Genomic DNA, 17,819 nt, shown 5'->3' with positions numbered 1-17,819 from the left:
GCTTCCAGGGCAACCCCGGCTCACACCCGATCCGGAGCCTTCGCGGTCCCGGGCGCCCCAGACCCTACTCACCGCAACAATTCAACCGAGAATCCCACGCTACGCGGCCGATCTCGCTTCTACCGCGCAGACTCCTAGGGAAGAATCAGTGTCGGCGGGCCCTGGTAGGGAGGTGTCGTGGCGAACGTCCCGCCGTCGTCGATCTTCACGACGAAGATGCCCTCCTGAGCCGGCAGGTTGTTCTTGTTCAGGAAGTCAGCGGTCAAGATGACATTGCAGGGGCAGTTCGACGAAACCTCGAAGTAGCTGCCCGATAGGATGAACTTCGCGTCGCCACCGGCACCGTTACCCCAGGGCACGAGGGTCACGAAGCCTGGTGAAGCTCCGCCCGTCATGAAGGTGGTCGAACTGAAGTTGTGGAATTTGAACGAGATGTCTCGTCTGCCGAAATCGAGCACGACATCTGCGTCGAACACTCCAAGGTTCGGCGGCTTCAGGAGTGCCCCGGTCTCCTTCCACACGTACTTCCCCTGGAAGACATCCGAGAACTGAACGAGCTGCTGCACGGAGGTCAGACCGGGGGGATACGCGAGCGGAGCCGTCGTGTTGACGAGTTCGGCAAGCCCCGCTCCATCGGCGCCTTGGAAGGGAGAGGGATCCAGGTCTTCGATGGCGTCGCTCCGGAGCGCCACGCGACTGGGCGCGACGCTGGCCTCCTGACCGGAGACGAGCAGTGCGCCTGCGGCTCGCTTGGGATGTTGGGGCCCGATCGGTCGCGTGTCTCGAGGTAGTGGCGGAGGGCTCCCGGTCGGCAGGGCGGGAAGGAAGCCCAGATCCGCAGCATCCACATGGAAAGGTGCGGATGGGGGTGCAGCGCCGACGAGGCGCACCCCGAATCCCGGCGTCACGAGTTCCTCTGCGCCGCCCGGCGTGCGCACGTGGAGGCCGCCCACCCGTTCATCCGCATCGTTGAACGGGCCCGGTCCGAGGAGCGCAACGACGCTCTCCGAATCTCCGACCCTCACGGCTGCGATCGTTCCGCGGATCCCGATACTGCCCTCGGGTAACGCCAGGTTCATGTTCTCCGGCTCGTCGCGTGCGACTTTGCCGGTGACGAATCGGAACACACCCTTGGCGAGCGTGGCATCGACCTGTCCACCGCTGACGTTCGGATCGTAGACGAACTCGTCGATCGTCATCTCGCTGTCGGGCCCAAGTGTGAAGACGGTTTCGTCGAGCAACAGGATCTGCAGGCCGCCCTGATGATCGGTACGAATCACATCGCCCATGTGGATGGGGTCGCCGCTCTTCACCGAGAGGCCTACCTGAGGTGGCCGGTCGACCTGAACCGCACCGCGAACAGCTGCCGCAACACCGGCTTGGAAGGATGCGGCCGGAGCCGCGAGCAACAGCAATGCGAACACGCGGCAGAGAGCGACAAGGCCGCCAGGTGAGAGATTCCGCAGCATCAGAACTCCCAACGCTTGGAGACCAGGAAACCCAGTTTCAGGTTGTCATAGGTGAAATTCGGCAGATTCGAAGAACTCCAGAGGTACTCGCCGGTCAACGAGAGTACGAGCTCCGCCAGGTCGCCCCTGATCAGGCCGCCCGAGAGGAACGAGAGCGGCGCCCCATACATCACGCGCGAGCGGATGATGGCTTCACGTCGGATCTTCGTCGAGATGAACGATTGGGCGTCCTTGTAGCGGTTCCAATCCAGGGAGGTGCTGGCCAGTACGAACTGCCCGCCACCGGGGAGCCAGGTGTGCTGGAAGCCCAGCATGGGGCCCCAATACGAGTAGAAACGACGCTGGGCCGAACGGTTGCGAAATCCCAAGGCCAACCGGGTGCGATGGCTCGGGGAGTGGATCCACTGGAGATCGCCGCCGAGGGTCGTTTCGAGGCCAGTGCGTTCGTAGGCCCGCGGCGAATCCGGGATGCCGTCGTAGTCGAATGATTCCAGACGCACGAGCCCCCCAGCCCGGAAGCGGGAAGAGAGTCGCCGCTCGGCGCGAACTTCTCCTGCGATGCTGCGCACGAATTTCTCGGCTGAGAGATCCACCAGGCCCGCGATCAGCCGCATCGTCCAATCCGTCTCCGGCGTGCGCAACCGAAGGCCCGCTTGTCCCGTACCGGAGCGCACGTCGAAGCGTTCCAGTTTTTCCTGCTCTGCGTTGTAGAAGCTGAGCGCTCCGAAGAGCGTGTGCTGTTCCTGATCGCCTACGTCTCGTTCCATGACGAGTTCGGCGATCGTCAGGTAGCTGTAGTCGTCGTCCTCGGTGAGGCCATCACCGAGCTGGAAGCGGAAATCGCGCACGAGCAGGGTGTCGGAGTGAGGTGCCGAGTTCCGATTGCTGTCGTATTGGGCCCCGCCGGTGACGGAGAAGCTGCCTCGGGTTCGGCGCCTTCGCCGTTCGATGCGACGGCTGTAGTCGATCGCGCTCGCCGCAAGCTCCGCGGTCAGTTCCGCCTGGCGAACCCGCTCGAGCTCGGATTCAGCGCCATCGAGATCGTCGAGCCGGAACAACACGATCGCGTGGTAGAGCCGGACGTTTGCCAGCTCTGGTTGAAGGAGCAGGATTCGCTCCAGGGTCGCAGCGGCTCCCTTCAGATCTCCCCGCGCCACCTGGGCATCTGCCCAGCGGATGTTGAGCTCGGGGTCGTCCGGGTTTGCAAGCACGTCGGCGTAGGTGATGTCCGAGCGCGTCGCCGGAAGCTCCGCGGCTTCGGCCGCTGTGGCCTGAGCCTCTCGGCTGCTGCGAATTCCCTGCTGCGCGGCCTCCTGCTCGCGCTCCGGTTGGAGGACCTGGCCCCCGGCGGCCGACGCCACCAGCAGGGTCGTCGCCAACAGCCAGAGGAATCGCGCTTGGTGAAATCGGGCTCGGTACGAATTCATGCGGCGCATGCGAACCGCATCGGCCAACAGGTTCCCCAACTGGAGAGGGTGTTTTGCTCGAGAAGCTGCGTGTCCGTTGACCCGCACCTTCAGGTCATTTCGATGAGGCTGTGAACACCCCGTTCCAGTCTTGTGCGGGGGGTTCCACCCGGAACCCCTCGATCCGCTCACGCATCAACGCGTACAAGCCTTCCAGCTCGGGTGCGGCTTCCGCGCAGGCTTCGCAGCGCCCGAGTGCTTCTTCCCAGGCGCCGGTCCGATACGCCTTCAAGAGCCCATCGTGCTCTGCCCTCAGCTCCAGATAAGCTGGAGTGCCGGCGTAGTCTTCATCGCCAAGCAACGCGTGGATCCGGACGGCTTCTTGCTTGCCCTTCACACGGATGAGATCGAGCTCGAGGGTCGCGAGTTCCGGCACGGCGCGGAAGGTCTCGTCGCCGAGGATGATGTCGATGCCGTAGGTCCTCGACTGCCCCTCGAGGCGGGACGCGAGGTTCACGGCGTCGCCGATCACCGAATAGTCGAAGCGCTGCTCGCTGCCCAGGTTGCCGACGCACGCATGTCCGGTGTTGATTCCGATGCCGACCCGGAGCGGCCCAAGATCGCCGGGTTCTTCGCGTTCGAGTTCCGCATTCAGCCCGGCCAATGCCTCGTTCATGGCCAGGGCAGCCTGACAAGCGAGGCGTGCATGGTCGGGAACGTCCAGAGGGGCATTCCAGAAGGCCATCACGCAATCGCCCATATACTTGTCGATCGTGCCCTGGTGCTCGAGGATGGCTTCGCTGAGGGGTGTGAGCAGCCGGTTGACGAGCCGAGTCAGTGCCTGGGGATCCATCCTCTCCGACAAGCTCGTGAAGCCCCGCACGTCGCAGAAGAGGAACGTGAGTTCACGCATCTCGCCGCCCAGGCGAAGCCGCTCCGGATCTCGCGCGAGTTCGGCGACCAGGGTTGGCGAGAGGTAGTGAGCGAAGGCACCGCGCACATGACGGCGTTGGCTTTCCTCGGATAGGTGGCCCAACACCGATCCGACCAGGAAGACCGCGAACACGCCGAGGGTGGGAATCACCGGATCGAAGAGCCAGGCGCGTTCCGTGAACGCCCAGACGCTCCCTCCGATTGCCGCCGCGCTCGCCAAGAGCAATACGCCCGCGCCCACGAGCGCGCTGGCGAAGCGAACGAGCAAGAGCACGGTCAGGCCGAGTACGGCCATGGCTGTCCACTCGAGTCCGAGCGCGAAGCCTGGTCGCTCCAGGTGGTGACCGAGCAGGATCTGCTCCACCAACTCTGCATGCAGCATCACTCCGGGCAACGCTGGATCGAGGGGCGTCGCGCGCTGATCCTTCAGGCCGATGGCACTCGTGCCCAGGAACGCGATCGCGCCGTCCAGGCTGCCTGGAGCGGCTTTGCCTTCGAGCACCTCCCATGCCGAGATGACACGGCTTTTCGGGGTATCGGTGAAATGGATCCACGCGGCTCCCTCGGGATCCGTGGGGACTTCGAAGTGGGGTGGGATCGCGATCGAAGAAATTCCGAGGTCATCGTCGGAGTTCTCGGCCCGGATGATGTAGCCACGACCACCGACGGCCACGCGAAGTGCTTCGAGGCCCAGGCCTGGCACCAGTGTCTCGCCGTGACGGAACACCAGAGGCACGCGCCGGTGGACGCCATCCAGATCGATCCGGCCGTTGAGGGATCCGTTGCCCCACGCGGCCCCTTCGAGGTTGGCAAGGCTAGGTACGGCGCCCGAGAAGGTCGGAACGCGACGCAGGGGATCCCGTTCCGATGCTGCATCGGCCTTGACCCCGATCGAGAACTTCCGTGCGGGAAGGCGCTCATCCGCATCGGCGGAGACGAGGAAGAAACCGGTGACCGTCGGGCCGGCGGCCAGCTGCTTTGCGAGCACTGTGTCCGGGTCGGGCAGAGCATCGAGTTGCGCCCGAACCCCCGGATCCAGATCCGGCCACGCGCGCGCGATCGGCGCTGGGCCCATCCGATCGGGCTCGGCAAACACGATATCGAAGGCAAGTGCCGCTGCGCCCTGGGCATGGGCGCGGTCGACCAGATCGGCGATCACGCGTCGCGGCCAAGGCCATTGTCCAACTCTTACCAGGCTGGTCTCGTCGATATCGATCACGCGCACACCCGCATCTTGCCACGGGCGCGGCCAGTTGCGTTGGAACTGGTCGAAGACCTGATTGCGCAGGCTCACGAGAGGGCCCGGCTGGACGCGAACCAGGCACAGCACGGCCACCAGGACGAGCAGCGGAGCCAGGATGCGGGTGCGGGCCATACCTATAGGTCGGAGACAAGCCTTCGGGCCTTGAACCCGCCCGGGAGGCATGCTCGGGCCGGCGGGACAGCGCTACCGTGCCGGCCATGGAGGATCGTTACGGACGCCCGCCGGATCTGGCTGCAGCCCGCGCCCATTGGCGCACCAAGAAACGCTCGAAACCTGCCGAGCGCGAAGCGATCGGGCCTGGCGACGAATCCGTTTGGGACTACCCGCGTCCCCCGCGGTTGGAACCCGCTCGCCGGCCGGTGCGGGTGTTGCTTGCCGGGCGGGTCGTAGCGGCTTCGACGCAGGCACTGCGCGTGGTCGAGACGGCGAGTCCACCCGTGTACTACGTGCCCCCCGCGGACGTGGCCCCTGGCGCGTTCGTGCCGAGTGAACTCGAGAGCTTCTGCGAATGGAAGGGACTGGCCCGCTATTTCGACCTGAGGGTCGGGGATGTCTACGCCGAGAATGCCGCCTGGTCCTACCCGGAGCCCGACGAAGGTTTCGAGCCCTTGCGTGACTTCCTGGCGATCTATCCCGGTCGCGCCCTCAGCTGCTACCTGGGCGGGGAACGCGTGGGAGCCCAACCCGGCCGGTTCTACGGTGGCTGGGTAACGGATGAGATCAAGGGCCCGTTCAAGGGCGAGCCCGGTACGGAGGATTGGTAGTGGGGCGGCCGATCGAGTTCTGGTTCGAGTTTGCAAGCACCTACTCGTATCTCACCGCGATGCGCATCGACACGATCGCTGCGGCGGCCGGGGCCGAGATCCTGTGGAAACCGTTCTTGTTGGGCCCGATCTTTCGAGCCCAGGGCTGGAACGATTCGCCCTTCAATCTCTACCCGGCGAAGGGTCGCTACATGTGGCGCGATATGGAGCGGCTTTGTAACGGCTACGGGCTTTCGTTCCGAAAGCCTTCCGTGTTTCCGCGGAACGGGCTGCTGGCAACAAGGGTTGCACTGGTTGCGATCGACCGCGGGTTCGGCCCCGCGTTCGTGCGCGATATCTACCACGCGAACTTTGCGGACGATCGCGAGATCGGAGACGTCGCGGTCGTTACGAACATCCTCGAGGCACTCGGCGAGGCGCCCGCTGCGGTTCTTCAAGCGGCGGATACGGCGGAGAACAAGCAACGTCTGCGCGAGCAGACGGAGCAGGCTCGGGAGGCTGGACTCTTTGGGGCGCCGACACTACGTGTGGGAGACGAGTTGTTCTGGGGAAATGATCGGCTCGGGGATGCGGTGGCCAGGGCGACCCTGGGTGATCTCTGAGTCGAGGCCGGCCGGTCCGCCTCGTCCAGGATGCCAGCGGAAGCTGTCCTCGCCGATCTCCGCCAATACCGCCCGCTTCCTTCCCGATGGCCCGTTTCGCCAACGATGACTCCCAGTCGGCCAGCATGAATGCACCGGGCTCGTTTCTGGTAGATTGCTCTGCGTTCCATCCCTGAGGTGAACGTTTGATCGAGCGCGCCGTGGCAGTCTTCTTCCTTCTCTTGTTCCTCGGGTTCGGGGTCGTCGCCTTCTGGGCGGTCATGCCCGAAGATCTCGAGCTCGATCCCGAGGCGTACCTCGCGGCGGCGGAAGCCTATGAGGTGCGCATCATCCGCGACGCGTACGGCGTCCCGCATATCTACGGCAAACGGGATGCCGACGTGGCCTATGGCCTCGCTTTCGCCCACGCCGAAGATGACTTCCTGACGATCCAGAAGGTCGGTCTGGCGACGCGCGGTCGGCTCTCTGCGGTCGAGGGCATCGATGCTGCACCGATCGACTTCATGGTGCAGTGGATGGGCGTGTGGGATGCGGTCGACGCCGGCTATGAAAGCGAGATCTCGGCGGAGACCCGCGCCATCGCGGAGGCCTACGCAGTTGGTGTGAACCACTACGCGGCTCTTCACCCGGAGGCCGTACTGCCGGGTGCCATTCCGTTCTCCGGCCGCGATATCGTCGCCGGCTTCGCCTTCAAGACGCCACTCTTCTACGGCTTCCAACAGGTGATGCTCGAGCTCTTCGAAGAAGATCGGCAACGCGATCTGGCGCTATCGCCGACGGAGAACGCCTTTCATCTCACGGATGTGCCGCAGCCGATCCTCGGATCGAACGCGGTGGCGGTGGGCCCTGGCCGCTCGGCCGATGGTGCGACTCGCTTGCTCATCAATTCGCATCAGCCCTACACCGGCCCCGTCGCCTGGTACGAAGTGCGGCTGCATAGCGAGGAAGGCTGGGACGTAGCGGGGGGCGTCTTCCCGGGCGGCCCCGTGATGCTTCACGGAGCCAATCGCCATCTCGCCTGGGCCAGCACCGTCAATCAACCGGACCTCGCCGATGTCTATGTGCTGGATGTCGATCCAGATGACCAGAACCGCTATCGGCTCGATGGAGAATGGCGAGCCTTCGAACAGGGCGAGGCCTCGTTCGCCGTGAAGCTGCTCGGTCGGTTGCGCTGGACGGTTACCCGCGAGTTGCTGAAGAGCATGCATGGCCCAGTCCTGCGCCGCCCTCACGGCACCTACGGCATTCGTTTCGTGGGCATGGGCGAGATTCGTGGGGTGGAACAGTACATGCGTATGAACAAGGCCCGCAGCGTCGACGAGTGGCGGGATGCGATGCGGATGCAGGCTTTGCCCTCGATCAACTTCGTCTACGCCGATGAAGTGGGCAACATGGGCTACGTCTACAACGCCCGTTTTCCCAAACGGCGCGAAGGTTGGGATTGGAAGGGTTACCTGCCGGGCGATCGGTCCGATCTGGTCTGGACGGAGTACCATACCTACGACGAAGCGCCGCAGTTGATGAACCCGTCCTCCCAGGTTGTCACCAACGCCAATAGCGATCCCTTCCATGCGACCGTCGGCGAGGAAAACCTGAAGCGGGAGAACTACCCGGAGAGCTTCGGCATCGAACGACGCATGACGAATCGGGCGCTACGCGCTCTCGAACTCTACGGCGGCGACGATTCGATCACGGCCGAGGAGTTCCGCGCCTACAAATTCGACAAACGCTATTCCGCGAAGAGCGCCGCTCGGGAGATCGTTGCAACCATCCTGGCGGCTGATCCGGAAACTCTCGGAGACGATCCGGACTACGCGGAGGCGCGGGAACTCCTGGCGGCCTGGGATTTCACCGCAACGGCGGCGAGCCGCACCGCTCCCATTGCCATCATCAGTCTGACGCCGGTGGTCGTTGCCATGATGAAGGAAGAACCGCCGCTGGATCCGCTCGATACGTTTCGCGATGCCGTGGCCGTACTCCGCCAACACCACGGCCGCCTCGACCCGACATGGGGTGAAGTCAACCGTTTCCATCGCGGCGATCTGGAACTGCCTGCTGACGGAGGGCCGGATGTCTTGCGAGCGTTGGAGGCCTTCGTGCTGGACGAGGACGGTACCTACTCGGTCAAGTCGGGAGATTCTCTCGTGATGTTCGTCGAATGGGATGCTGAAGGGAAGCAGCGGGTCGAGACCGTTCATCAATATGGGAGCGCCACACTCGATCGCGCCTCGCCTCATTTTGCCGACCAGGTGCCGCTCTTCCTGAGCGAGGGCACGAAGAAGGTGCTCTGGACCCTGGAGGAGCTTCTCCCTACGGCGACCCGCGACTATCGGCCCGGCGAGTCCGGGTAAGACCCGGGTCGCCTCCGGTTTCCGCCCGATTTCATGACGGACTCCGCAGGTCGATAGACCTCGGGATGACCAATCCCAACCTGTTTCTTGGCCGCCAGCCGATCGTCGATCGAAACGAGCAGATCGTCGCCTACGAGTTGCTCTTCCGATCCTCGGCGGAGAGTGCTCGTGCGGATTTCAGCGATCAGAGCCAGGCGGCGGCGAGCGTGGTGGTGGACACCTTCATGCACATGGGACCCAACAAGGTGTTGGGCCAGGCGCTCGGCTTCTTCAACGTCACGCGGGCCGTACTCGAGAGTGGCGCCATGGCCGTGCTTCCAACGGATCGCGTGGTCATCGAGATCCTCGAGGACATCGTTCCGGATGGTTCCGCCATGGCCGCGTGTGAGGCGCTGCGCAAGGAAGGTTTCTCCCTCGCCCTCGACGACTACGTGCCAGGAGATCCGCGTGAGGAGATGCTCGCGCTCGTGGATTGGGTGAAGGTCGACTTACTGGAGACCGACCCGAAGAAGTTGAAGCGTCTCGTTCGTCAACTGCGCTCCACCGACGCCAAGCTCCTCGCTGAGAAGGTTTCGACCCGCGCGGAGTTCGAGCGCTGTCATGCCCTTGGTTTCGAGTATTTCCAGGGTTTCTACTTCGCCTATCCGGAGACCTTGACAGACCGTTCGATGGAGCCAGGCCAGGCGGCGTTGTTGGATCTCATGGGACGCCTGCAGCGCGACGAGGACACGCAATGCGTGGTCGAAGGCTTGAAGCCTCATCCGAGCCTGAGCGTAGGCCTGCTTCGCATCGCCAACTCACCCGCCATGGCGCGCGCCCAACGGATGGCGCGGGTCGAAGATGCGCTCGTCTTCCTTGGCCGTCGTCAATTGCAGCGCTGGCTCGCCGTGCTGCTCTTCGCCGAGAACAGCCCCGGCGGCTTTCGTGATCCACTGCTCGTCACCGCCGCCAAGCGTGGCCGTCTGCTCGAGCTTGCGGCTCGCCACATGGACGTGGACCAGGCGTGGTGCGAGCGTGCATTCCTGGTCGGAATTCTCGCCTCGATCGACGCGTTGTTGGGCCATCCGAAGCAGGAAGTCATCCAGGAGCTGTGTCTGGATTCCGAATCCGAGGCGGCGCTTCTCACCCACTCGGGCCAGCTCGGGCAACTCCTGTTCACGGCCGAGGCCTTCGAGCGGGGTGAGTTCGCGCGGGTCGAAGAAGCACTGGCCGATCTCGGAATCCCGGCGGACGAATTCCAGGCCGACGAAGTCGCCGCCTACGCCTGGGTCCATGAGTTGGCCGGAGAGATCTCGTAGGCCCTCTCCGCTCCCGCGGTCAGATATCGGCGAAGAAATCGTTGCCTTTGTCGTCGACCACGATGAAGGCCGGGAAATTCTCGACTTCGATCTTCCAGACCGCCTCCATGCCGAGCTCTGGATACTCGAGCACCTCGACGTGCTTGATGCAATCCTGTGCGAGGATTGCGGCAGGGCCGCCAATCGAGCCGAGGTAGAACCCTCCATGCTCCTTGCAGGCCTCGGTCACCTGCTTGGAGCGGTTTCCCTTGGCCAGGCTGATCATGCTGCCGCCGTGCTCCATGAAGAGTCCGACATAGGAATCCATCCTTCCGGCGGTCGTCGGGCCGAACGAGCCGGAGGCGTGGCCTTCCGGCGTCTTGGCCGGCCCGGCGTAGTAGACCATATGGTCCTTGAAATACTGGGGCAGCCCTTCGCCCCGATCGATGCGCTCTTTCAGCTTCGCGTGAGCGATGTCGCGGGCGACGACGAGTGTGCCCGTGAGGGACAGGCGCGTCTTGATCGGGTGCTGGGTCAGCGTCGCTCGGATCTCGTCCATGGGCCGGGTCAGACCCACGGCGATCACCTCGCCGGGCAGGTCCTGATCCGAGACATCCGGCATGAACTGAGCGGGATTCGTCTCGAGCTTCTCGAGGAACACGCCCTCTCTGGTGATCTTGGCCTTGATCTGCCGATCCGCCGAACAGGACACGCCGATCGCCACCGGGCAGGACGCGCCGTGCCGGGGCAGGCGAATGACACGCACGTCGTGACAGAAGTACTTTCCGCCGAACTGGGCGCCGATGCCCGTCTTCTGGGAGAGTTCCAGCACCCGGGCCTCGAGCTCCAGATCGCGGAAGGCCCGGCCGTACTCGTTTCCAGTGGTCGGCAGCGTATCGAGGTATTTCGTGCTCGCGAGCTTCACCGTCTTCAGGGTGTGCTCCGCCGAGGTGCCGCCGATCACGATCGCCAGGTGGTAGGGAGGGCACGCCGCGGTGCCGAGGGTTCGGATCTTCTCGTCGACGAAGGCGAGCAGGGACTCCGGGTTGAGCAGGGCTCGTGTCTGTTGGTAGAGGTAGCTCTTGTTGGCCGAGCCGCCGCCCTTCGTGATGAACAGGAAGCTGTATTCGTTGCCTGGAGTGGCATACAGCTCGATCTGCGCGGGCAGGTTCGTGCCCGTGTTCTTCTCGTCGTACATGGAAAGCGGAGCCATCTGTGAGAAGCGCAGGTTGGTGTTGGCGAACGTGTCGTAGATGCCGTGGGAAAGCGCTTGCTCGTCGTTCGCGCCGGTGAAGACGTCCTGACCCTTCTTGCCCATCACGATCGCGGTGCCCGTATCCTGGCAAGAGGGCAGCACCATTCCTGCGGCGACGTTGGCGTTCTTCAACAACTCCAAGGCGACGAAGCGATCGTTCTCGGAAGCTTCCGGATCATCGAAGATCGCACTGAGCTGTTTCAGGTGAGCGGTTCGCAAGAGATGAGAGACATCGCGTATTGCTTCGCCCGCCAGGAGACGCAGGGCTTCGGGCTCGATCTTCAGGACCTCGCGGCCATCGACCTTCAAGGTGCTCACGTGTTCGTCGGTGAGCTTGCGGTACTCGGTTCCGTCGTCACTGAGCTCGAAGAGTTCCTGGAAGTGAAAATCGGTCATGGCAGCTCCGGTCGCGTTGCAGGAGCGGGAAGGTTAGCAGTCGCTGGTTCGGTCGGTCACGAATCGTGCGCCGAGTTCGGTCGCGATTGCACGCAGCTCCGGCTCGTCGGCAGATCCGGAGAAACGAGCGCGATCCAGGCGCCCGGCCAGGAGTGCGAGCTCTCGAGAAGCCGAGGACGCGGCGTCCGCAGCGAAGGGATCGTCCACGTCAGCGGTGTGCCTCGTCAAGGTTGCCAGGCATTCCGCCAAGGTTGTGGCGGCAAGGGCCGGTTCGCCACGGTCGAGGCACGTCGTGGCCTCTGTGAGAAGATGCCCAGCGATTTCCTTCGGCTCCGGCCGCCTGGCAACTCGCCTGCGGAACAACAAGACGCCACTCACCAGAAGGGCGGCCAGGGCGAACCCTCCCAGCAGGAAGCCCGAGATCTGCCGGGAGGATGCGCTTTCGCGGGGTGTCGCAGGCTCCCCCGCCACCGGCCGCGTCTCTCGTCCGGGTTCGGACGTACCTGTGGAGTGTGTGGGTGCGGAAACCTGGAGAGTCAGATCCGGAAGAACGTGTTCATCGAAACGTTCACTGGCCGGATCGAAGCTCGCGACCCGAAGTCCGGGAAAGATGATCTCACCGATTCGGCGTGGCACCACGTCGTAGCGTCGATAGGTGCGGATCGAGAGATCTCGCCCCTTGTCGCGCTGTTCGTCAGCGTCGAGGACGAAGACGTCCGCGTTGCCGGGAGCCAGCATCCTCTCGACGGCAGGATCAACCCGCCAGACGGTGCCCGGCCCTTCGATGCGAACGCTGAGCCGCGCCGTTTCTCCAAGCGCCACATGGTCGGGTACGAGGCTCCACTGGAGTGACACTGGCCCGACCAGGCCGTTCCAATTGTCGGGGCGGGCAGCTACGGGCACCGGTCGGATGCGCAGGGCGACCCCGGGGACGCGCACGGGATGGCTCCCGGTGGGTGTTTCGCAGAGCAGGCCCGCTTCGGGTACCCGGAGTTCTCCGGCGTGTCCCGGATGCAGGGCCCGACGTTCCTGCATGGCGCGAGTGCCCTCGCCCGGGTCCGGCAGCCGCACTGTAGGGAGCCATTCGCTACGCATCGTTGGAAACGAGAGCGGTGGCTGGAATCGAACCCGTGTGACATCGCGTCGCTGCTCGATCTGCAGGATGTAGAGAACCTGCTGGCCGACGAAGGCCTCGTCCGGCACCACGCTTACGGTCGCCTGACAAGGAACCTCCGCAGCTCCGGATGTTCGAAGCAGCAGCGTTAGCAGGATCACTCCTGCACAGCGCAGGCCTACCAACGCGATCCCCCGACCCAAGGTCCGCCTGATGAGCCGAGCTGCGCATCGAGTGCGGCTCGTACATCGTCCTCTTGTGCATCGAGCCAGCGTTCGGCTTCGGCCTGATCCATGCTGGGAGGCTGCGGCTCGTCGCGGCTCCGTCGGCTGACGGGCTCTTGCGGCGAGTTCTCAGGGGGCCTTGTCTCTTCGGGAGTTCTGGCCGCTCTCTCCTCGCGAGCCTCATCCGGTTGCGCCTCGTCACCGTCATCAGTGTCCTGGGCTTCTTCTGCCTCGGGCGGGCTCGTAGGGTCGGTCTCGTGGGGTTGGTTCTCGGGAGGCACCTGCTCCTCCTTCCGCAGCGCCGTCAGGGTCCACTCCAGGTTGAATTTTGCCTTGTGGCTTCCGGCATCGAGTGCAAGGGATTCGAAGAAGGCGTGCCGGGCCTCCTCCAGCCGGCCGCCCTCGAGGGCGAGCACGCCAAGGTCGTACCAGGCGAGCGCAGCCGTTCGCGAGTCGCCACCGCGGAGCGCAGCGGCACGGAAGGCATGCTCGGCCTCGGCGATCTCGCCAGCGCGGGCCCGGGCGATGCCGAGCGCCACGAGCACCCGGCTGTCTGCGCCGGCCGCACGGATCTGCGCTTCGAGGACAGGCCGCGGATCTGGTTGGGGCTCCGCCGCACCGGGCAGGAATGTTGCCAGCACGAGCCACGGAAGAGCCCGCGCCAAGCTCGCCCAGCGTCGACCGGGGAACCGGGCCATCGGTTCCACGGCGGCTCGTTTCGTGCGAAACGTGCCCGGCCACGCTTCGAGGAGGAGTAGGAGCCAGACGAGGAATGCCGGTGGGGCAACCCAGGTGATCGGCACGCGTCGGAGTAGCGTGCCCTCGGCGGTTGGGATGGCATCGCGGCGGATCTCGGCGACGAGTGCGGGAAGGTCGACCTCGCCCCAGCCATCGGCCAGGAAGAGCCGACCGCCGCTCGCCTCGATGAGGGGCGCGAGATCGGAGAGCACACGCCGGGTGTGGACCGGTTTGCCCTTGGCGCCTCGGAGCGGTCGGCCCCGGTCGGGGATCGGCCCGCCAGTCTCCGTACCGAGCAGGACCGCCACCACACGCGCGTCGGCCTGGGCGACCTCCGAGGCGAGAACTCCCGGCAGGCGTCCGATCTCGCCGTCGCTCAACACGAGCAACAGGCGCGGGCGCGGGCCGGATGTAGAGAAAGCGGGCAGGGCGGCACGCACGCCCGCTTTGCCATTGGAGCTGGCGTCCGAGAACAGCGTCGGATCGAGGGCGGGGAGCATCTCGGCGAGAGCGCTCTTGTCCGAGGTGAAGGGAGTCACGAGTTCACCCTGGCCTGCGAAGATGGCCAGGGCTGCGCGGTCTCCTTCGCCAAGGCGCTCCAACACGCCGGTGGCAATTTGCCGCGACCGGGCCATCCGGCTCGGAGGGTTGTCTCCCGAAGTCATGCTGCGCGACACATCCATGAGCATCACCAGGTCGAGACCCGTGGCGGGAATTCGAAGTTCGCGGGTGCCGAAGCGCGGCCCGATCAGGGCGATGGCCAGCGCAGCGATGGCCATCAGAAGCAAGACGTCGCGCAGCAAGCGGTCCCGGCGCCCTGGCGCCGTGCCGACCCATCGCAGGAGCGCGCGTTCACCTCGGAAGAAGGCCCAGCCGAGAGCCACCGCGCAGGCAGCGACGATCAGGCCCAACGGCAGCGACCATTCGGGATGGGCGAGGGTTTCGAGGTCGGTCACGGCAGGCGCCTGGCGAGTTCCCGGGCCACGACGATCACGGCAGGCGCCTGGCGAGCACGCGCGTCACGACGAGTTGGATGAGCAGCAAGCTCCCGGCACAGGCCAGGAAGGGCTCCGGCAGCGGAGCGCCAAGGCGCCGCGGTGCGGCCTCACGCTCGACGCGTTCCAGCCGGTCGATCTCCGCGTACACATCAGCAAGGTCCGACGAGCTGCGCGCGCCGAAGTAGCGGCCGCCCGTATTTTCGGCGATTCGTTGCAGGGTTTCCGGATCGAGATCGTGACGTTCGAGTTCGAGTCGTCGGCCACCGTGCGGACTGGCCATCGCCACCTGGCCCTGCCCGCCGATACCCACGGTATGCACGCGGACGCCTCGGGCTTTGGCAATGGCCCCCGCAACCTCGGGAGGGATGTTGCCCGCATTCGAGCGTCCATCGGTCAGCAAGACGATGACACGACCGGCGAGTGGGTCTCCCGGAGAGCGTCGGGGCCCGACACGCTTGACGGCGAGGCCAAGGGCATCGCCCAACGCCGTGGATTCGCCGGCCATTCCCGCCTCGACCCGCTCCAAGGCGGCAGCGACGAGTGCGCCATCGGACGACAGGGGGCTCTGGGTGAACGCGCGATCTCCGAACACGATCAGACCGACCCGGTCTCCCTCGGCCACACGTTCGGCCGCAAAGCGCGCGACCACTTCCTTGGCCAGGCTCAGACGGGTTCGAGGGTTCTCGTTTCCTTCGGCATCGAGTGCGCGCATGCTGCCCGACGAATCGAGGGCAAGGATCAAATCGAGGCCGTCGTGATGCAGCTTGACCTCTTGCTCCGATCCCATCGGCTGCGCCAACACGAGGCCGACGAGGCTGACGATCAAGATCCGAAGCACGCCCAGGCCGGCGCCCAACGGGTCGAACGAACGCGCGCCGGCGGCGCTCGCTTCGGACCAGGCCGGCCAGCCGAGTGCCGGATGCTCAACGAACCAGCGAATGGCGATCAGCCAGAGCCACGAAACGGGCAGGAGCCAGAGCCAGATGGGCTCCGCAAAACCGACTACGGGCCAGCCGGTGACGGCCCGGATGCCCGCAGCGATGAGATCGCTCAACGGGTGTTGCCGCGCGGAACGGCATCGGCGACAAATGCCTGGACTTCCCCGATCAGCTCGCGCAGAGCCTGAACGCCGACCTCCAGGTCGCTGGGTCGGGGCGGGAAGCGAAGCCCATCGAGCCGCTCGAGGAGATCGAGGAGCTTGTCCCAGCGAGTCGTCAACAGGAAAGGACGTTTACATCCGCGCAGCTCTTCACTGGTGGCGCGCGTCGTATTGGTTCGGAAACGCTGGTCCACGAATACGCGCAGGGCCGCCGAAGCCATGTCGGCCGCACGAGGCAGATCACTCTCGGCAATTTCACTTGCAGCAGCGAGCGCCGCTTGAGTGGCGCGCCAGGGAGCCTGTTCGGTTCCAGCCTCCAGTTCCGACCCTTGCGGTACGGCTCGCGCACGGCGCACCAGCGCGAACAAGCCGACTCCGGCGAGGGCGAGAGCGGCTCCCACCAAAGCGGGCAGGACGACTCCGCTGGCTTCGCCGCGCTCGCCGAGAAGCGGAGAATCCCGGTAGGAGAAGAAGGTCAGCTGGCCGGGGACGTCGCGCACGACCGAACGGACTCGAAAGGACCGGGCCGGGATCTCGAGTCTTCGTTTCTTGCCGTCTGGCCGTACGATCTGCACATCGCTCGCTGGCCAGGTGAAGCTGCCGACCTCCCGGGCGCGGATCCGGAAACGGGTGTGGTGAATGTCGCGCAGAGGCGTGCTCGACATGCTGGGCCCGTCGATGCCGAGGATCCAGACGCCCGGAATCTCATCCGGTGAAGGCACCGGGCCGACCCGTGTTCCAGGCTGCACGGCGATTGCCACCTCGAGCGTCGCCGTTTCGCCGATCTCGAGGCGAGGGGGTTCGAGGATCAATGTCGCTGCCGGCGTGACCAGCGCCAGGGGGCGATCGGGCGGCGGCGTTTCGCTGCAGGCGAGCAAGAACAGCACAATGATCAGTCCGGCGGCGGCCAGCTTCGTCATCTGCGTCCTCGTTTCCGTGTCGCGCTGCGCTCTGAAAAGAAACGCACCAGGCCGCGCAGCGGAATCTGGTCCGCACGCAGGGTCAAGACGGAAGCACCGTCGTTCCGCAGCCGGCGCACGAGGGCCCGGCGGCGAACCTCGCTGGCCTCGCGGTAGCGCTCACGAACCGCCCGGCGGCCCGAGCGTAGAAGGCGGGTGCGGCCCGGTCGTTCCGGGTCGGCGATTCGGATCGTGCCGGCGTTCGGCAGGTTGTCTTCGCGTGGGTCGTGGATCAGGATTGCAATCAGATCGTGTCGTCGGGCGAGGGCGATCCATTCCGTTCGAGGCGGTGGCTTGCCAGCTTCGGCGGGGGCGAAGAATCGTTCGTCACGGAAATCCGACAGCACGAAGACCAGTCCGCGTTTGCGGGCGGCGCTGCGTACCCGCGCAAGGGAATCGGCCAGCCCCGTCGGCCCACCCAGCCCACCGGGAGCCGCTATGAGTCGCTCCAGGATCTGGCGCGCCTGACGGCCACCTCGCGCGGGCGGGAGTTCGTCGCGAACCCCGGAGTCGAACGTCCACAAGCCGACACGATCGCCGGCCCGAAGCGCAGCCACGGAGAGGAGTGCTGCCGTTTGCGCGGCCACTGCGCCTTTCGTTCGGCCGGTGCTGCCGAAGGCCATCGACCCCGATACATCGACGACGAGATGGGCGGTCTGGTCGCGTTCCTCGCGGAAGCGCTTCACGTAGGGCATGCCCGTGCGGGCCATGACGCTGGCGTCCAGGAAGCGCACATCGTCTCCTGGGACATAGGGGCGCGATTCCTCGAACTCGATACCGACGCCGCGAAAGGCGCTCTGGTAGCCGCCGACGAACGCGCCCGTGACTTCGCGTTGGCTGCGTACGAGAAGAATTCGCGCTGCGCGCGAGAGTTCGCCCGACTCCTCGCCCCATGCAGGGATCGATCCTGACTGGCGGCCCTCGGCATGCAGGATGGCCGGCTGCGAGCGAGGGCGCAGAAGGGCCACGG

13 protein-coding genes are annotated in these 17,819 nt (G+C 65.3%); 4 read left to right on the top strand and 9 right to left on the bottom strand.

All coding sequences use genetic code 11. The annotated features are described in order from the left end of the window. Positions 1-134: 134 nt before the first annotated feature. Genes GY937_27205 through GY937_27195 form a run of 3 tightly spaced genes read right to left on the bottom strand, consistent with a single transcriptional unit; the run spans position 135 to position 5,183 of the window. A complete protein-coding gene (locus GY937_27205; GenBank protein ID MCP5060403.1) occupies positions 135-1,469 on the bottom strand; it encodes a hypothetical protein in 1,335 nt (444 codons plus the stop codon). Then, positions 1,469-2,935, bottom strand: coding sequence for a tetratricopeptide repeat protein (locus GY937_27200; protein MCP5060402.1), 1,467 nt, complete (start codon positions 2,933-2,935; stop codon positions 1,469-1,471). The genes GY937_27205 and GY937_27200 overlap by 1 nt, the downstream gene beginning before the upstream one ends. A 55-nt stretch (positions 2,936-2,990) precedes the next feature. Continuing rightward, positions 2,991-5,183 (bottom strand): adenylate/guanylate cyclase domain-containing protein, encoded by a 2,193-nt coding sequence (locus GY937_27195; GenBank protein MCP5060401.1) that lies wholly within the window; start codon positions 5,181-5,183, stop codon positions 2,991-2,993. A gap of 86 nt (positions 5,184-5,269) precedes the next feature. Here GY937_27195 and GY937_27190 point away from each other — a divergent pair, with 86 nt between their 5' ends. From GY937_27190 to GY937_27175, 4 genes are all read left to right on the top strand, one after another. Beyond that, complete coding sequence (locus tag GY937_27190; GenBank protein ID MCP5060400.1) at positions 5,270-5,836, top strand: DUF427 domain-containing protein; 567 nt, start codon at positions 5,270-5,272, stop codon at positions 5,834-5,836. Next, positions 5,836-6,438: a 2-hydroxychromene-2-carboxylate isomerase gene (locus tag GY937_27185; protein ID MCP5060399.1), complete on the top strand. Its 603-nt coding sequence runs from the start codon at positions 5,836-5,838 to the stop codon at positions 6,436-6,438. Before GY937_27190 ends, GY937_27185 begins: the two co-directional genes overlap by 1 nt. A 185-nt stretch (positions 6,439-6,623) precedes the next feature. Continuing rightward, positions 6,624-8,789, top strand: coding sequence for an acylase (locus GY937_27180; GenBank protein MCP5060398.1), 2,166 nt, complete (start codon positions 6,624-6,626; stop codon positions 8,787-8,789). A 65-nt stretch (positions 8,790-8,854) separates the two neighbouring features. After that, positions 8,855-10,087, top strand: a complete 1,233-nt coding sequence (locus GY937_27175) for an EAL domain-containing protein (protein MCP5060397.1) — start codon at positions 8,855-8,857, stop codon at positions 10,085-10,087. A gap of 19 nt (positions 10,088-10,106) precedes the next feature. Here GY937_27175 and GY937_27170 read toward each other — a convergent pair whose 3' ends face one another. The 6 genes from GY937_27170 to GY937_27145 are packed head-to-tail and all read right to left on the bottom strand — an operon-like array spanning position 10,107 to position 17,817. Beyond that, the gene (locus GY937_27170; protein ID MCP5060396.1) at positions 10,107-11,717 is read right to left on the bottom strand and encodes a fumarate hydratase; all 1,611 of its coding nucleotides are present in this window, start codon (positions 11,715-11,717) and stop codon (positions 10,107-10,109) included. 33 nt (positions 11,718-11,750) lie between these two features. After that, a complete protein-coding gene (locus GY937_27165; GenBank protein ID MCP5060395.1) occupies positions 11,751-12,992 on the bottom strand; it encodes a protein BatD in 1,242 nt (413 codons plus the stop codon). A gap of 17 nt (positions 12,993-13,009) precedes the next feature. Further along, the gene (locus GY937_27160) at positions 13,010-14,749 is read right to left on the bottom strand and encodes a VWA domain-containing protein (GenBank protein ID MCP5060394.1); all 1,740 of its coding nucleotides are present in this window, start codon (positions 14,747-14,749) and stop codon (positions 13,010-13,012) included. A 34-nt stretch (positions 14,750-14,783) separates the two neighbouring features. Continuing rightward, positions 14,784-15,845: a VWA domain-containing protein gene (locus tag GY937_27155; GenBank protein MCP5060393.1), complete on the bottom strand. Its 1,062-nt coding sequence runs from the start codon at positions 15,843-15,845 to the stop codon at positions 14,784-14,786. Beyond that, positions 15,842-16,810 carry a hypothetical protein gene (locus GY937_27150; GenBank protein ID MCP5060392.1) on the bottom strand — a complete coding sequence of 323 codons (969 nt, stop codon included), beginning with the start codon at positions 16,808-16,810 and terminating at the stop codon, positions 15,842-15,844. The genes GY937_27155 and GY937_27150 overlap by 4 nt, the downstream gene beginning before the upstream one ends. Next, on the bottom strand, positions 16,807-17,817 hold the full coding sequence (locus GY937_27145) for a DUF58 domain-containing protein (protein ID MCP5060391.1): 1,011 nt from the start codon (positions 17,815-17,817) through the stop codon (positions 16,807-16,809). Before GY937_27145 ends, GY937_27150 begins: the two co-directional genes overlap by 4 nt. Between the last annotated feature and the right edge of the window lie 2 nt (positions 17,818-17,819).

The sequence above is a fragment of the bacterium genome, from assembly GCA_024228115.1.
Taxonomy (GTDB): Bacteria; Myxococcota_A; UBA9160; order UBA9160; family UBA6930.
The sequence above is the reverse complement of the archived record's forward strand: the minus strand, read 5'-3'. Positions and strand labels throughout refer to the sequence as shown.